The 14,853-nt window shown below is 71.7% G+C and carries 13 protein-coding genes; 6 read left to right on the forward strand and 7 right to left on the reverse strand.

Features of this window, described 5'->3' with window-relative positions; genetic code table 11:
- Positions 1-133 precede the first annotated feature (133 nt).
- Positions 134-877, reverse strand: a complete 744-nt coding sequence (locus ACWD1Z_RS06010) for a class I SAM-dependent methyltransferase (RefSeq protein ID WP_451115920.1) — start codon at positions 875-877, stop codon at positions 134-136.
- Positions 878-884: 7 nt separating this feature from the next.
- The gene (locus ACWD1Z_RS06015; protein ID WP_451115921.1) at positions 885-1,190 is read right to left on the reverse strand and encodes a 4a-hydroxytetrahydrobiopterin dehydratase; all 306 of its coding nucleotides are present in this window, start codon (positions 1,188-1,190) and stop codon (positions 885-887) included.
- Between the two features lie 117 nt (positions 1,191-1,307).
- Here ACWD1Z_RS06015 and ACWD1Z_RS06020 point away from each other — a divergent pair, with 117 nt between their 5' ends.
- Entirely contained in the window at positions 1,308-2,108 is an 801-nt protein-coding gene (locus ACWD1Z_RS06020) for a helix-turn-helix domain-containing protein (protein WP_451115923.1), read from the forward strand.
- On the opposite strand, the gene ACWD1Z_RS06025 is transcribed toward ACWD1Z_RS06020, so the two are convergent.
- A complete protein-coding gene (locus ACWD1Z_RS06025) occupies positions 2,090-2,515 on the reverse strand; it encodes a hypothetical protein (protein WP_451115924.1) in 426 nt (141 codons plus the stop codon). The genes ACWD1Z_RS06020 and ACWD1Z_RS06025 overlap by 19 nt on opposite strands.
- A gap of 229 nt (positions 2,516-2,744) precedes the next feature.
- Here ACWD1Z_RS06025 and ACWD1Z_RS06030 point away from each other — a divergent pair, with 229 nt between their 5' ends.
- The 5 genes from ACWD1Z_RS06030 to narI all read left to right on the forward strand — a co-directional run bounded on the left by ACWD1Z_RS06030 (position 2,745) and on the right by narI (position 10,208).
- Entirely contained in the window at positions 2,745-3,608 is an 864-nt protein-coding gene (locus tag ACWD1Z_RS06030; protein ID WP_451115926.1) for a helix-turn-helix domain-containing protein, read from the forward strand.
- A gap of 123 nt (positions 3,609-3,731) precedes the next feature.
- Positions 3,732-7,400 carry a nitrate reductase subunit alpha gene (locus ACWD1Z_RS06035; RefSeq protein WP_451115928.1) on the forward strand — a complete coding sequence of 1,223 codons (3,669 nt, stop codon included), beginning with the start codon at positions 3,732-3,734 and terminating at the stop codon, positions 7,398-7,400.
- Complete coding sequence (gene narH, locus ACWD1Z_RS06040; protein WP_451115929.1) at positions 7,400-8,995, forward strand: nitrate reductase subunit beta; 1,596 nt, start codon at positions 7,400-7,402, stop codon at positions 8,993-8,995. Before ACWD1Z_RS06035 ends, narH begins: the two co-directional genes overlap by 1 nt.
- Positions 8,995-9,489 (forward strand): nitrate reductase molybdenum cofactor assembly chaperone, encoded by a 495-nt coding sequence (gene narJ, locus ACWD1Z_RS06045; RefSeq protein ID WP_451115931.1) that lies wholly within the window; start codon positions 8,995-8,997, stop codon positions 9,487-9,489. The genes narH and narJ overlap by 1 nt, the downstream gene beginning before the upstream one ends.
- Positions 9,486-10,208, forward strand: a complete 723-nt coding sequence (gene narI, locus ACWD1Z_RS06050; RefSeq protein WP_451115932.1) for a respiratory nitrate reductase subunit gamma — start codon at positions 9,486-9,488, stop codon at positions 10,206-10,208. The genes narJ and narI overlap by 4 nt, the downstream gene beginning before the upstream one ends.
- 3 nt (positions 10,209-10,211) lie before the next feature.
- On the opposite strand, the gene dnaK is transcribed toward narI, so the two are convergent.
- The 4 genes from dnaK to ACWD1Z_RS06070 form a co-directional block, all read right to left on the reverse strand.
- Positions 10,212-12,083, reverse strand: coding sequence for a molecular chaperone DnaK (gene dnaK / locus ACWD1Z_RS06055; protein ID WP_451115934.1), 1,872 nt, complete (start codon positions 12,081-12,083; stop codon positions 10,212-10,214).
- A gap of 90 nt (positions 12,084-12,173) precedes the next feature.
- Entirely contained in the window at positions 12,174-12,923 is a 750-nt protein-coding gene (locus ACWD1Z_RS06060) for a glycerophosphodiester phosphodiesterase family protein (protein ID WP_451115935.1), read from the reverse strand.
- Positions 12,924-12,929: 6 nt separating this feature from the next.
- Complete coding sequence (locus ACWD1Z_RS06065) at positions 12,930-14,312, reverse strand: CorA family divalent cation transporter (RefSeq protein WP_451115937.1); 1,383 nt, start codon at positions 14,310-14,312, stop codon at positions 12,930-12,932.
- Positions 14,313-14,411: 99 nt separating this feature from the next.
- Positions 14,412-14,840 (reverse strand): OsmC family protein, encoded by a 429-nt coding sequence (locus tag ACWD1Z_RS06070; protein ID WP_351981101.1) that lies wholly within the window; start codon positions 14,838-14,840, stop codon positions 14,412-14,414.
- Positions 14,841-14,853 lie beyond the last annotated feature (13 nt).

Genomic DNA, 14,853 nt, shown 5'->3' on the forward strand with positions numbered 1-14,853 from the left:
CGGGTTCCGTTCCCCTTCAGTCGCCACCGCTGTCCGCGAAGTTGCCGCGTCGCCCGGCCGGTTCGGAGCCCCCTCCGTACGCGCGTCGCATCACCGTCTCGCCCCAATGGAGCGGGAGTTCTGGAGCGGGAGTTCACCCGGGCTTCCGGAACGCCCGCAGGCCGAACACCGGGTCGGGGCGGCGGCGGTCCGGGTCGGGCAGGGTCTCCAGCTCGGCGGCGAAGCGTTCGGTGAGCGGGGCGCCGGGCGGCAGCTGGGTGAACCAGCCCCGGCGCAGATCGGCCGCGGTGCCACGGGGGCTGCGGCCCTGACCGACGCCCCGGAACCGCGCGCCGGCGACGGGGCGCAGGCCGTGCTCGGCGGCGCGGGCCTCGACGCGGGGCGAGGCGTCCGGGGCGGACCGGCGCGGACGCGGTGCGAGCACGGCGTCGATGTCGCTGCCGACGTCATGGGCGGCGGCCTTGTCGACGGTGGTCACGTACACCCCGCCGGGCCGCAGCACCCGGGCGCACTCGGCGACCACCGCGCCCATGTCGTCGCCCCGGTCCAGCAGATGCAGCAGCCACACACTGGTCACCGCGTCGAAGGTCCCGTCGGGGAACGGCAGCCGCCGGCTGTCCGCCAGCACGATCGCGCCGGGCAGCCGGGCAGCGGCCATCCGGGCCATCCCGTACGTCAGGTCCGCGCCCGTCACCCGCAGCGCGGGCCGTGCCGCCGCGAGCCGCCGGGTGACGATCCCGGTGCCGCAGGCCACGTCGAGGAGAGTCCGGGCGCCGTCCGGGATCAGGCCGAGGACCGCCTCGGCCGCCGCGGCGGCCCGGGGTTCACCGCCGCGGGAGGAGTCGTAGGCGTCGGCTTCCTTGTCGTAGTCGAGCACGCGCCCCTCACTCGGCCCCGTGCCCCGGGGCCAGCTCGGCGACCCGGCGCGCCAGCTCGAAGTCCTTCTCGGTGACCGCGCCGCCCGCGCTGTGCGTGTGCACGGTCAGCGAGACGGAGCGGTAGCCGAGCGTGAGGTCGGAGTGGTGGTCGAGCTCCTCCTGGACCTGGGCGATGTGGACGACCATCGCGGTGGCCGCGAAGTGCGAGGAGAGCCGGTAGGAACGGGCGAGGCGGTCCCCGTCGAGCGACCAGCCCGGCAGTTCCGCGAGACGGTCCTCGATCTCCTTGTGGGACAGCGGTTCGACGGCCATGCGCCGCTCCTTCCTGGGCTGCGGATGCCCTCCAAGCCTGCCACAGAGCCACCGCCCGAGCCCTGGTCGCAAGGGGTGCCATCGCCGGGGTGCCGGTGGGTCGTCTACGGTCGTGGCATGACCGTCACTTCCACCGACCGGGGCGTCGGGCCGCTGCTGCGGGCCTGGCGGGAGCAGCGCCGGGTCAGCCAGCTGGAACTGGCGCTGCGCGCCGACTCCTCGGCCCGGCACATCAGCTTCATCGAGACGGGCCGGTCCCGGCCCAGCGAGGAGATGGTGCTGCGGCTGGCCGAGCACCTGGACGTGCCGGTCCGTGAGCGCAACGCCCTGCTGCTGGCCGCCGGTTACGCCCCGCACTACCCGGAGACACCGCTGGACGACCCGGCGCTGGACGCCGTGCGCCAGGGCATGGAGCGGCTGATCCAGGGCTACGAGCCCTACCCGGCGATCGTGGTGGACGCGATGTACAACGTCCTGGCCGCCAACCGGGGCATCCTGATGCTGCTGGACGGCATCCCTGAGCATCTGCTCGCTCCGCCGCTGAACGCGATGCGGCTGACCCTCCACCCGGAGGGCCTGGCACCGCGCATCCGCAACCTCCGTGAGTGGCGCGGCCATCTGCTGGAGCAGATGCAGCGGCAGATCGCCCTGCACCGCTCGCAGCCGCTGCGCAGGCTGTACGAGGAGGTGGCGGCCTACCCGGTGCCGGAGGAGGACCCGAGCGAGGAACCGGCGGAGCCGGTGCCGTACTTCGCGCTGCCGCTCCAGATCGAGCACGGGGGACGGACGCTGTCCTTCATCTCCTCCATCTCCACCTTCAACACCCCGATGGACGTGACCGTCGCCGAGCTGGCCATCGAGACGCTGCTCCCGGCCGACCCGGCGACGGTCAAGTACCTTCAGGGACTGGTGGCCTGACGGCTTTTCAGCGCAAGGTGCTGCAGGGCGGCGAACCCGGCGACGGTCAGCGCCTGCACGGCGGTCCACACCGCGCCGGCCGTGGTCGGGGACAGCCACACCGCGAGGGCGAGCAGACTCAAGGCCGCCCAGGCGAAGTTGGCCTCGATCACGGCCCGGACCCCGAGTGCGGCCGGCCGGGCGCGGGAGGCGAGCAGGCCGACGCCCGCGGCGTACACCGCGAGGAAGGCTCCGAGGGCGAGCAGCAGCGCCGAGTCGACCCCCAGGAGCCGTCCCAGCGGACCGGAGGCGGCCAGGTAGGCCAGGGCGTTGGTGCCCGTCACCACCGCGTCGAGGGCGAGGAACCGGCGCAGCACGGTTCCCGGCTCGGTGGTCCTGGCGAGCGCGGCAAGCTGGGTCGCGGACATGACGAATCACCCTCCGTCGGGTCTGGGTCAGGGGACCCGGGTCCCGGATCGGAGTGCGCCGATCCGGAGCCCGGTGACCCCTACGATCCCGCGCCCGGGGAACGGGGTCGATTACCTCGCGGGTAATGGGGTTCCGGGCAGTGGTGAGTGCCTCACCGCCGAACCGGTGAGAGCGGAAGCGGAACGTGGCACACTGCACGGGTACTTCGGCGCGTAGGGGAGGCGTGGCGTGAGTGAGCGGCGGCCTGCGCCGACCGTGGGGCAAGTGGTGCTCGGCAAACGGTTGCAGGAGCTTCGGGAGGCGGCCGGACTCAAGCGCGAGGAGGCCGCGAAGGTCCTGCGGGTGGCCTCGGCGACCGTACGGCGGATGGAGATGGCCGAGGTCTCCCTGAAGATCCCGTACGTGCAGGTGCTGCTCGACACCTACGGGGTGCCCGAGGAGGAGGCGGCCGCCTTCGTCTCGCTGGCCGAGGAGGCGAACCAGCCGGGCTGGTGGCAGCGGTACCACGACGTCCTGCCGGACTGGTTCAGCCTGTACGTGAGCCTGGAGGGCGCGGCGCGGCTCATCCGCTCCTACGAGCCGCACTTCGTGCCGGGCCTGCTGCAGACCGAGGACTACGCGCGCGGGGTGCTGGAGGCGGGCACCATCGGCCAGACCGGGCCCGCGGCGATCGAGCGGCATGTGGCCCTGCGCATGGAGCGCCAGCGCCTGCTGGAGAGCCCGGACCGCCCCCACCTGTGGGTGATCATGGACGAGACGGTGCTGCGGCGGCCGGTGAGCGACCACCCCTCGGTGATGCGCGCGCAGCTGGACAAGCTGCTGGAGTTCGCCGAGCGCGACCGGGTCACCCTGCAGCTCGCCGAGTTCGCCCGGGGCCCGCACCCCGGCACCTACGCCCCCTTCACCCTGTTCCGCTTCGCCGAGCCCGAGCTGCCCGACATGGTGTTCACCGAGTACCTGACCGGCGCCCTGTACCTGGACTCGCGCACCGAGGTCGCGGCGCACCTGGAGGTGCTGGACCACATGTCCACCAGCGCCGCCACCGCCGACCGCACCAAGAAGCTCCTCCGCGACCGCCGCGCGGACTTCTGAGCCCTCCCGGCTTCCCGTCCGCCCGCACCGCCCGCACCGCCTGACCCGTACGGGTGCCGTCAGCGGGTGCGCTTTCCCGCTCCGGCCTAGGTTCGAAAACCACGGGCAAGCAAGGGAGCGCAGGTGACCGACACCCGGGTACCGCCCACCGAGCCCGGTGCGGCCCTGCTGCGGGCCGGCCGGTTCTTCCGGTCCGGCACGGCCGCGCCGGACCTGCACAGTGTCCGGATCACGGGCGGCCGGGAGGCGGACGTCTTCTACCGGGACCGCTGGAGCCACGACAAGGTCGTGAACTCCACGCACGGCGTGAACTGCACCGGCTCGTGCCGCTGGAAGGTGTACGTCAAGGACGGCATCATCACCTGGGAGACCCAGGAGACGGACTACCCGAGCGTCGGCCCCGACCGCCCCGAGTACGAGCCCCGGGGCTGTCCCCGCGGCGCCGCCTTCTCCTGGTACACCTACTCCCCCACCCGGGTCCGCTACCCGTACGTCAGAGGCGTGCTGCTGGAGCTGTACCGGGAGGCGAAGCAGCGCCTGCACGACCCCGTGCTCGCCTGGGCCGACCTCCAGGGCGACCCCGAGCGCCGCCGCCGCTACCAGCGGGCCCGTGGCAAGGGCGGTCTGGTGCGGGCGAGTTGGGACGAGGCGGTGGAGATCGTCGCCGCCGCCCAGGTCCACACCATCAAGACCCACGGCCCCGACCGCATCGCCGGATTCTCCCCCATTCCCGCGATGTCGATGGTGTCGCACGCGGCGGGCGCCCGCTACCACTCCCTGATCGGCGCCCCGATGCTGTCGTTCTACGACTGGTACGCCGACCTGCCGGTGGCCTCCCCGCAGGTCTTCGGCGACCAGACCGACGTACCGGAGTCCGGCGACTGGTGGGACGCGGCCTATCTGATGATGTGGGGCTCGAACGTCCCGGTCACCCGCACCCCGGACGCGCACTGGATGGCGGAGGCCCGCTATCGCGGCCAGAAGGTCGTGGTGGTCGCCCCCGACTACGCCGACAACGCCAAGTTCGCCGACGAGTGGCTGCACCCGCACCCCGGCACGGACGGCGCGCTGGCCCTCGCGATGGGCCATGTCGTCCTCAAGGAGTTCTTCGTCGACCGCGAGACACCCTTCTTCGCGGACTACGTACGGCAGTTCACCGACCTGCCCTTCCTCGTCACGCTCACCGAACGCGACGGCGCCCACGTCCCCGGCAAGTTCCTGCGCGCCGGTGACCTCGGCGAGGACGGTGAGGGAGCCGAGTGGAAGACGGTCGTCCTCGACGAGGTCACCGGCCGCGCGGTCGTCCCGAAGGGCTCCCTGGGCTTCCGCTGGACCGACTCCGGCAAGGGCGACTGGAATCTGGAACTCGGCGACGTCGTGCCGCGGTTGAGCCTGTACGGCCAGTCCGTCGCGGCCGGGGTCGAGGTGCTGCTCCCCCGCTTCGACACCGCGCGGGGCTCCGGGGACGTGCTGCGCCGGGGCGTCCCGGCGATCCGTCTCGGCGGCGCCGACGGCCCGCTGGTCACCACCGTCCACGACCTCCTGCTCGCCCAGTACGGCGTCTCCCGCCCCGGTCTGCCCGGCAGCTGGCCCGCCTCCTACGACGACGCGGACGCGCCCGGCACCCCCGCCTGGCAGGAAGCCCACACCTCCGTCCCGGCGGCCAAGTGCGTGAAGATCGCCCGGGAGTTCGCGCGTACCGCCGAGCGCTCCAAGGGCCGCTGCATGATCCTCATGGGCGCCGGGACGAACCACTGGTTCCACTCCGAGACGATCTACCGCGCCTTTCTGGCGCTGCTCCAGCTCACCGGCTGCCAGGGCCGCAACGGCGGCGGCTGGGCGCACTACGTCGGCCAGGAGAAGTGCCGCCCGGTGACCGGCTGGGCCACCCTCGCGGCCGGTTCCGACTGGTCCCGCCCGCCGCGGCAGATGATCGGCACGGCGTACTGGTTCCTCCACACCGACCAGTGGCGCTACGACCGGTTCACCGCCGACGCGCTCACCTCGCCGCTGGGTGCGGGCCGGCTGGCGGGGATGACGGGCGCGGACTGTCTCGCGCTGTCCGCGCGGGCGGGCTGGATGCCGTCGTACCCGACCTTCGACCGCAATCCGCTGGAGCTGGGTGAGGCGTTCGGCGATCCGGTGGCCAGGACGGTCGCCGAACTGCGGGCGGGCACCCTGAAGTTCGCCTGCGAGGACCCGGACGCGCCGGAGAACTGGCCGCGCGTACTGACGCTGTGGCGGGCCAACCTGCTGGGCTCGTCGGCCAAGGGCGCCGAGTACTTCACCAAGCACCTGCTGGGCACGCACTCCTCGCTGCGCGCCGAGGAGGCCCGGCCCGGGGAGCGGCCGCGCGAGGTGACCTGGCGGGACGAGGCGCCCGAGGGCAAGCTCGACCTGCTGCTGTCGCTGGACTTCCGGCAGACCTCCTCCACGCTCCTGTCCGACGTCGTCCTCCCGGCCGCGACCTGGTACGAGAAGCACGACCTGTCCAGCACGGACATGCACCCCTATGTGCACGCGTTCACCCCGGCGGTCGACCCGCCCTGGCAGGCGCGCACCGACTTCGACACCTTCAAGGCGCTGGCGGAGAAGCTGAGCGAGCTGGCCGCCGGCCACCTCGGCGTGCGCAAGGATCTCGTCGCCTCACCGCTGCAGCACGACACCCCGGGCGAGATCGCCCAGCCGGGCGGGGTGGTACGGGACTGGAAGCGCGGCGAGTGCGACCCCGTGCCCGGCCGGACGATGCCGCACCTGGCCGTCGTCGAGCGCGACTACACCAAGATCGGCGCGAAGTTCGCGGCGCTCGGCCCGCTCGTCGAGCAACTGGGGCTGCCCGCCAAGGGAATCGCCCTGCGGCCGGACGAGGAGGTCGAGCACCTGCGGCGGCTCAACGGCACCGGCTTCGAGGGCCGCCCCCGCCTCGACACCGCGGTGAAGGCCGCCAACACCATCCTCGCCCTCTCCGGCACCACCAACGGCCGCCTCGCCACCCAGGGCTTCCGCACCCTGGAGGCCCGCACCGGGCAGCCGATGGCCCACCTCGCCGCCGAGCACGAGGGCAAGCGCGTCACGTACGCCGACACCCAGGCCGCGCCCGTGCCGGTCATCACCTCGCCGGAGTGGTCGGGCAGCGAATCGGGCGGGCGCCGCTACACGGCGTTCACGCTCAACACCGAACACCTCAAGCCCTGGCACACCCTCACCGGGCGGCAGCACTTCTTCCTGGACCACGACTGGATCCATGAGCTGGGCGAGGCGCTGCCCGTGTACCGGCCGCCGCTGGACATGCACCGGCTGTTCGGGGAACCGCGTCCGGGTCCGGACGGCACCCACGAGGTGACGGTCCGCTACCTCACCCCGCACAACAAGTGGTCCATCCACTCCGAGTACCAGGACAACCTGTTCATGCTGGCGCTCTCCCGCGGCGGCCAGAACATCTGGATGTCCCCGCAGGACGCGGAGGCGATCGGGGTCGCCGACAACGACTGGATCGAGGCGGTCAACCGCAACGGCGTCGTCGTCGCGCGGGCGGTCGTCTCGCACCGGATGCCGGCCGGCACGGTGTACATGCACCACGCCCAGGAGCGCACGATCGCCGTCCCCACCGCGGAGACGACCGGCCGGCGCGGCGGCATCCACAACTCGCTCACCCGGCTGATCCTCAAGCCGACCCATCTGATCGGCGGCTACGCCCAGTTGTCGTGGGCGTTCAACTACCTGGGCCCGACGGGCAACCAGCGCGACGAGGTGACGGTGATCCGCCGCCGCGGGCAGGAGGTCGAGTACTGATGCGCCCGATGGCCCAGATCGCCATGGTGATGAACCTCGACAAGTGCATCGGCTGCCACACCTGCTCGGTCACCTGCAAACAGACGTGGACCAACCGGCAGGGCATGGAGTACGTCTGGTTCAACAACGTCGAGACCCGCCCCGGACAGGGCTATCCACGCCGCTACGAGGACCAGGAGCGCTGGCGCGGCGGCTGGGAGCTGAACCGGCGGGGCGCGCTGAGACTGAAGTCGGGCGGGCGGCTGCGCACGCTGGCCGGGATCTTCACCAACCCCAAGCTCCCGGAGATCAAGGACTACTACGAGCCCTGGACGTACGAGTACAGGAACCTCACCGACGCCCCGCTCGGCGACGACTACCCCGTGGCCCGCCCGGTCTCCCAGCTCGACGGCAAGCCGATGAAGATCGAGTGGTCCTCGAACTGGGACGACAACCTCGCGGGCGCCCCCGCCTACGGCGACCTGGACCCGATGGTGGAACGCACCCGGCAGCAGGTCGCCGACAAGGTGCGCTTCGAGTTCGAGCAGACCTTCATGTTCTATCTGCCGCGCATCTGCGAGCACTGCCTGAACCCGGCGTGCGTGGCGGCCTGTCCGTCCGGCGCGATGTACAAGCGGGCGGAGGACGGCATCGTCCTGGTCGACCAGGACGGCTGCCGGGGCTGGCGGATGTGCGTGACGGGATGCCCGTACAAGAAGGTCTACTTCAACCACCGCACCGGCAAGGCCGAGAAGTGCACCCTGTGCTACCCGCGCCTGGAGGCCGGGCTGCCGACGGTCTGCTCGGAGACGTGCGTGGGCCGGCTGCGCTATCTCGGGGTCGTGCTCTACGACGCCGACAAGGTGACGGCCGCCGCGTCCGTGCGGGACGAGAAAGCTTTGTACGAGGCGCAGTTGGGCGTCTTCCTCGACCCCGAGGACGAGCAGGTGCGGCGGGCGGCCGAGGAGGCGGGGATCCCGTACGACTGGCTGGAGGCCGCCCGCCGCTCCCCCGTGCACGCGCTGATCAGCACCTACCGGGTGGCCCTCCCGCTGCACCCGGAGTACCGCACGATGCCGATGGTCTGGTACATCCCGCCGCTGTCACCGGTGGTGGACGCGCTGACGGAGACGGGCCACGACGGCGAGGACGCGGACAACCTGTTCGGCGCCATCGACACCCTCCGGATCCCGCTGGAGTACTGCGCGGAGCTCTTCACCGCCGGGGACACCGCGCCGGTGCGGGCCTCGCTGGAGAAGCTCGCCGCGATGCGCTCCCACATGCGGGCGCTGAACCTCGGCGAGGACCCGGACCCGGCGGTGCCGGCCGCCGTCGGGATGCGACCGGAGGAGATCGAGAAGATGTACCGCCTGCTGGCCATCGCCAAGTACGAGGACCGGTACGTGATTCCGACCGCCGCCGTCGGTGACGCGCGGCGCCTGGAGGAGTCCGCGCTGCCGCAGGACTGCTCCCTCGACCACGACGGCGGGCCCGGCATGGGCGGCGACGGGCCGTTCGGCCAGGATTCGGGCCGCCGGCTGCTGCCCCTGGTGTCGGTGGAGAACTTCCACCTGCTGCGCAGACGCCAGACCTCGGACGACGCGGAGGAGACCTGATGCCCTCGGACGCGGTGCTCTACCAGGCGGCTGCCCTCTGCCTGACCTATCCCGACGACGACTTCCGCGCCCGGCTTCCGCTGCTGCGCGAAGCCGCGCCCCAGCTGCGGGAGTTCACCGACCACGCGGCGGTGACCGACGCTCAGGAGCTGGCCGCGCACTATGTGCAGGTCTTCGACTTCAAGAACCGGCACAGCCTGTACCTGAGCTGGTGGCGGGACGGGGACACCCGGCGGCGCGGGATGTCGCTGGTGCGCTTCAAGGACCTCTACCGCGAGCACGGCCTGGAGTTCAGCGGCGAGGAACTGCCCGACTTCCTGCCCGCGGTACTGGAGTTCGCGGCCCGCACCGGCAACCTCGACCTGCTCCTCGAACACCGCGACGCCCTGGAGCAGCTCCGCTCCCGGCTCACCGACTTCGGCACGCCGTACGCCTCCGTCCTGGACGCCGTGTGCGCCACGCTGCCGACCACGCCCACGGGGACACGCCGATGACACTGTTCCTGTGGGGCGTCCTGCCGTACGTCGTCCTCGTCCTGCTCGTCGCCGGACTGTTCTGGCGCCACCGCTACGACAGGTTCGGCTGGACCACCCGCTCCTCCCAGGTGTACGAGTCGAAGCTGCTCGACATCGCCTCGCCCGCCTTCCACTACGGCATCCTCTTCGTCCTCGTCGGCCATCTCGTCGGCCTGTTCGTCCCGGAGTCGTGGACCGCCGCCCTGGGCGTGAGCGAGCACGCCTACCACCTGTTCTCCCTCTACGGCGGCACCGCGGCCGGTGTCGTCACCGTCGCCGGGATCGCGCTGCTGGTCTACCGCCGCCGCACCCGGGCGCCGGTGTTCCGCGCCACGACCGCCAACGACAAGCTGATGTACCTGGTGCTCGTCGCGGCGATCGTGCTGGGCATGGCCGCCAAGCTGGCCCACTCCTCCGGCGACGGATACGACTACCGGCACTCCCTCGCCCCGTGGGCCCGCAGCCTGTTCACGCTCGGTCCGGACACCGGTGCGATGGCGGGCGTGCCGGTGCTGTACCAGGTCCACGCGGTGATCGGCATGGTCCTGATCGCGCTGGTGCCGTACACCCGGCTGGTGCACATGTTCAGCGCGCCGGTGCAGTATCTGTTCCGGCCGTACGTGGTGTACCGCAGCCGGGACCCGAAGCAGCTCGGCCCGCGACCGGAGCGGCGGGGCTGGGAGACGACCCGCCGCTGACCGCTAGGCGGCCCCTCCCTTCTGGTCCTTCTGGTCCTTCTCGTCCTTCTCGTCGTCGACGATCTCCGCGTCCACCACGCCCTCGTCCTCCTGAGGTGCGGTGTGCCCGGCGGTGGGCTCCGAATCGGCCTGCGCGTACATCGCCTGCCCCATCTTCTGGCTGACGGTGGCGAGTTTCTCGACACCGCTGCGCAACTCGGCGGTGTCGGGCTCGCGTTCCAGGAGCGCCTTCAGCTCGGTGAGCGCGGACTCCACCTCGGAGCGGGTGTCGGCGGGCACCTTGTCCTCGTTCTCCCGGACGAACTTCTCCGTCTGGTAGACGAGCTGCTCGGCCTGGTTGCGGGTCTCGGCGGTCTCGCGGCGCTTGCGGTCCTCCTCCGCGTACTGCTCGGCGTCCCGCATCATGCGGTCGATGTCCTCCTTGGGCAGGGCCGAGCCACCGGTGACCGTCATCTTCTGCTCGCGGCCGGTGGCCAGGTCCTTGGCGGAGACGTGCATGATGCCGTTGGCGTCGATGTCGAAGGCGACCTCGATCTGCGGCACCCCCCGGGGCGCGGGCGGCAGTCCCGTCAGGTCGAAGACGCCGAGCTTCTTGTTGTAGGCCGCGATCTCGCGTTCGCCCTGGTAGACCTGGATGCCGACGGAGGGCTGGTTGTCGGCGGCGGTGGTGAAGATCTCCGAACGCCGGGTCGGGATCGTGGTGCTGCGCTCGATCAGCTTCGTCATGATGCCGCCCTTGGTCTCGATGCCCAGGGACAGCGGGGTCACGTCGAGCAGCAGCACGTCCTTGACGTCGCCGCGGATCACCCCCGCCTGCAAGGCGGCGCCGACCGCCACGACCTCGTCGGGGTTGACGCCCTTGTGCGGGTCCTTGCCGGTCAGCTCCTTCACCAGCTCCGTCACGGCCGGCATCCGGGTCGAGCCGCCGACGAGGATCACGTGGTCGACCGCGGCGAGCTTGATCCCGGCGTCCTTGACCGCCTGGTGGAACGGCGTCTTGCAGCGGTCCAGGAGATCGGCGGTGAGCTCCTGGAACTGGGCGCGGGTCAGCTTCTCGTCGAGGTGCAGCGGCCCTTCGGCGGAGGCCGTGATGTAGGGCAGGTTGATCGTGGTCTCCGAGGAGCTGGACAGCTCGATCTTGGCCTTCTCGGCGCCCTCGCGCAGCCGTTGCAGGGCCATCTTGTCGTTGCCCAGGTCGACGCCGTACTGCCCCTTGAACTTCTTCACCAGGTGCTCGACGACCCGCTGGTCCCAGTCGTCGCCGCCGAGGTGGGTGTCGCCGTTGGTGGCCTTGACCTCGATGACGCCGTCGCCGATCTCCAGCAGGGAGACGTCGAAGGTGCCGCCGCCGAGGTCGAAGACGAGGACGGTCTGCTCCTCGCCGCGGTCCAGGCCGTAGGCGAGGGCGGCCGCGGTCGGCTCGTTGATGATCCGCAGCACGTTCAGGCCCGCGATCTCACCGGCCTCCTTGGTCGCCTGCCGCTGGGCGTCGTCGAAGTAGGCGGGGACCGTGATCACGGCGTCGGTGACGTCCTCGCCGAGATAGGACTCGGCGTCCCGCTTCAGCTTCTGCAGCACCCGGGCCGACAGCTCCTGCGCGCGGTAGCGGGTGCCGTCGACCGAGCCCTCCTGCGGGAAGCGCCAGCCGCCGTCCCCCATCCAGCGCTTGACCGAGCGGGCGGTCCGTTCGACGTTGGTCACCGCCTGCCGTTTGGCCACCTCACCGACGAGCACCTCGCCGTTCTTGGCGAAGGCCACGACCGAGGGTGTGGTCCTGGCCCCCTCCGCGTTGGCGACGACCGTGGCTTCGCCGCCCTCCAGCACGGCCACCACCGAGTTCGTGGTCCCGAGATCGATACCGACCGCACGTCCCATCGCTGTCCCCTTCCGCCAGGGCACTTCCCCGAACTCCAGCACAAAACTTGAGTGCGCTCTTGTCAATGGTGCGGGTACCCCGGCGCGGGCTCAGCCGGTCACCCGCTCCGGTTCCCGGGGCTCGCCGCGCAGGGCCACGGCCCGCCGCGGCCGGTCGGTGATCAGCACGTCCACGCGCGGGTGGCCGAGGAAGGTCCGCATCAGGGCGTCGTCGTTGACCGTCCACACCATGGTGAACAGGCCGTTGCGGGTCGCCTCCCTGAGCACCCGGGCACGGGCCAGCCGCTGGTGCACCGCGACCCCGCCGGCCCCGCAGGCCCGCACCCGCCGCATCGGCAGCAACTCGCTGAGCCGGGTCCCGGGGAGCCGCGCCCAGCCGATCTCGTCCCGGTCGCGGCCCAGCGAGAGGGCGGTGCGCGCCCGGGGGAAGGCCCGGGAGATCGCGGCGACGGAACGGTCCTCCAGGGTGGTGGCGACGAAGCCGTCCTCGCCGAGCAGGGCGACGGCCCGGTCGATCACCTCGCGCTCGTAGCCGACCTCCTTGAGATCCAGGTGGCCGACGAGCTTCCCGGCGATCAGTTCCATCACCTCGTCGACGACCGGCACCGCGTACCCGGCCCGCTCGCTGAGCTCCGCGTGGGTGATCGTCGACAGGAGCGGCCCGGTGTGGCAGGCGCGGGCGTCGTGGTAGACGACGAGGACGCCGTCCGCGGTCCGCCGGATGTCGAACTCGACGTACTCCGCGCCGCTGAGCAGCGCGTCCTCGTACGCCTCCCAGGTGGCGGCACCGGCGCGTTCACAGCCGCCGCGGTGGGCGGAGACGGCGGGTCGTCGCGGCATGATCGGTCAACTCCCGGGAGAGGTACGCGGTGCGGGCACCGGAGCGGTCGGCGGGTCGGAGGCGGGCAGCAGCGTGCCGGGCCGTCTGCCGACCCTGCGCAGCAGCAGGTAGCCGAGCACGGCCAGCACGACGAAGGGCAGCCAGGCCAGCGCGTACGCGGTGCCGTACCGGCCGAGGTCGAGGATGGAGCGGCCCTCGTCGACGTCGGTGGCGTTCACGCCGAAGAAGGCCAGCAGCAGGGTCGGCGGCAGGGCGATCAGGGTGGCCGCCGCGACCAGCGCGGAGACGACCCGGTTCTGCCGCTCGTCCCGTTCCGCGAGGGCGGCGTCCAGGGCGGCCGAGCGGGCGCTGATGACGGAGGTGAGCCGCTCGACCATGCGGGCGGAGTTGTCGAGGCTGTCGCGGATGCCGAGGGTGTCGCGCAGCGACGACTGGAAACCCTCCGTGAGCATCTCCGGGATCAGCAGGCTGTCGACGTACGCCTCGACACCGAAGGCGAGGTCCAGCTGGAGCTCGTTCACGCCGTCGGAGAGGCGGGAGATCAGGGTGCGGACCTCGGACGCCGAGTCGGTGAGGGCCTGTTCGTTCTGCTTCATCATCGCGAAGGCCGCGAGCCGGGTGCGCTGGAGCACCGCCAGCGCGGAGATCATGCCGAGCGCGACGACGGCGAGGCCGTTCTCCACATGGACGGCCCAGCCGGCCTGGACGGAGACCCCGCGGCCGTGGGCGGTGAGCGTGACGCCGTGGTTGGTGAGGTTGGGCGGCACGCTGACCGCGAGCCGGTCGGCGGCCTCGGCGGGCATCATGCCGCGGTAGATGATCCTGTTCAGCAGCGCGGCCCGGTGGGTGTCGTCGGCGTGGGAGAGCACGTCCTCGCGTAACCGTCCGCCCGGGTAGACGAGTTGGTGGACGTTGAGGCCGAAGGTGACCGGCTCCCGCAGGCCCAGGCGTTCCCTCAGCACCTCCAGCAGCGGCCGGCCGCCGAGCCGAAGACGGTCGCGCTCGAAGCAGGTGGTGGCGAGCCAGGAGGCGACGGCGAGCGCCTCGGTGTCTCCGGCGAACTCGCAGTCCAGCAGCAGCGTGGCGTCCCCGCGCGGGGTGGCGACGACGAGCAGGTCGACGCGGGCCAGGGTCAGACCGTGGTCGCCGCCGGGCAGCCTCAGATCACCCGGGGCCGTCGTCTCGGCCAGTACCGGTACCGGCAGCACCGCCTCGCCGGACTCCAGGTGCGGCCGGAACCGGCCGAAGGGGAAGCGGTCGACGAGGGTGTCCGGGGCGGGGTCGGGCGGGCGGACCCGGCAGCCGAGGCTGAACAGCAGCAGAACGCGGGTCAGTTCCCGGGTGGCGGAGTCGAGCACCGTCCCGCCGCCTGCGGTTCCCGTCACCATCGCGGTCCTTCCGACTCATCGGCGTCCATGTCATACCCCGAACCGACGTCGCGCAGGCCACCCCGGCGGGCGGCCTGCGCGAACCCTGCTCCCCGACGCTCAGGCGAGCTTCGCGGACAGCGTGATCGGGACGGCCTTGAGGGCCTGGCTGACCGGGCAGTTGGCCTTGGCGTCCTCGGCGGCGGCCAGGAAGTCCTCCTCGCTGATGCCGGGCACCGTGCCCTCGACGGTGAGGTGGATGCCGGTGATGCCCTGGCCGGGCTGGAAGGTCACGTCCGCGGAGGTGACGAGCTTGGTGGGCGGAGTGCCCGCCTTGTCCAGGCCGTTGGAGAAGGCCATGCAGTAGCAGCTGGAGTGCGCCGCCGCGATCAGCTCCTCGGGGCTGGTCTTGCCGTTCGCCTCCTCGGCGCGCGACGGCCACGACACCGGCTGCGCGGCGATGCTGCCGGAGGAGTCGAAGGTCACGACGCCGTTGCCCTGGAACAGGTTGCCTTCCCACACGGTGTGTGCGGAGCGCGTGGTTGCCACGATGAATCCCTTC

This window comes from Streptomyces sp. NPDC002784 (genome assembly GCF_053592135.1).